This is a genomic window from Desulfosporosinus sp. Tol-M2 (assembly GCF_059735615.1).
This window is the reverse complement of sequence record NZ_JCAIJG010000001.1, coordinates 1-1526: the sequence shown is the minus strand read 5'-3', so window position 1 is coordinate 1526 and position 1526 is coordinate 1. Positions and strand designations below refer to the sequence as shown.

The 1526-nt window shown below is 43.8% G+C and carries 1 protein-coding gene; it reads left to right on the top strand.

Annotated features, from left to right (window positions below; all coding sequences use genetic code 11):
- A partial coding sequence (locus tag AC6I5A_RS00005; protein ID WP_034610210.1) for a fibronectin type III domain-containing protein occupies positions 1-1526 on the top strand: 1526 nt, incomplete at both ends.

Below are 1526 nucleotides of genomic sequence, written 5' to 3'. Positions count from 1 at the left end.
TTTACAACAACAGCGGCACAGGACACAACAGCACCTATATGGACCAGTGCCACCCTAACGGCAAGCGGTATAACCCAAACCGGGTTAACCCTGACTTGGAGTGTGGCAGCAGACAATATTGGCGTAACAAATTACAAAGTGTACAAGAATGGCACTGCGATAGATATATTACCTGTTAGTACCCTGACAAGTTTGACTTATGACGTTTCGGAGCTAACTGCCGCTACCAAGTACAGCTTCAAAGTAGAAGCAGGAGACGCAGCAGGTAACTGGAGCATTAATGGTCCGAGTACTAGTATAACTAGTATTGGTGTCCCACCAACTTTGCAAAAAAATGAAACTATATCAGGTAAGAAAATATTACTGACATTTGATAAAGCAATGGCTGATCCTAAAGGTAAACAGGTAGAATTCAGTCTGAATGAAGTAGATGGGGATGGTAATCAGGTTACCAATTCCATAATTTCAGTTGGTCTAAATAGTGAAGACAAAAAGGTAATTGAACTGACCATTAAGGAGTTAATAAAATTCGGATATACCGTAACCGTCGGATACGCAAAAGGGTCGGTAACGGCGGCAGATGGAGGAGTCCTGGAAACATTTGTGCTCCAAACTGTCACGAATCATGTTCCGCAGCCAGTAACAGAAAATTTAGTAACAGTTAGCAGCGACGGTTTAAATAAAAATATTAATATAACCGAAAAAACAAAACAGCAGGTTTCTGATCCTATTTATGTAGAGGTGCCAAGTAATGTCAGTGATGCAACTATTATTGTGTCAGAATTATTAAACGTCACAACTGGTGACACGCGCACAACAAATCCACTGCCAACGTTAAATATCAATGTCACCACAGAAATTAGCCAAGATCCAGTTAAAGTAGCTATTCCCGCGGGGACGACTATCAGTGCACCGGCTGAGTGGGATGGGACAATCAATGTCCCGACAGTGAAAGAAAAGAATACAGTAACAGTTCCGGCTGTTTCAGGGAAAACAACTGCAGTTGAATCAGTCATTGAAGTTGGTTACGGTGATATCCCGCTTACTTTCAGTAAGGCGGTAAGAATCCTTATTCCTGGACAGGCAGGCAAAGAAGTCGGCTATAGCAGAGGAGAAGTATTCACTCCAATCAATACGGTTCTAAGTGCAGACAACCAGGCTACAGCAGACAGTGAACTATCGGATGGCGAAGACGGATATATTAATGTAGGTTCCGACCTTGTCATCTGGACCAAGCACTTTACAAAGTTTGTAACCTATGCTGAAACTGCAATCCCAACCAGTGGGGGATCTGGCGGCGGTGGCGGAGGACCTGTGACTGTGACACCTCCTCCAGGGACAATTATTATCGGCGGAAACAATACCGAATATAACCAAAAAGTACTAAATGGTTTGTCTAATGCCACTACGCAGCAAAAGCAGGTTGCCCAGCTGCCGTCTAATGCCCCGGTCATAGACCCGGAAGATACTACTCTCAAAACCCTGACAACTAATGACGGTATCAAAGTAGTTGTGCCAGCCGGTGC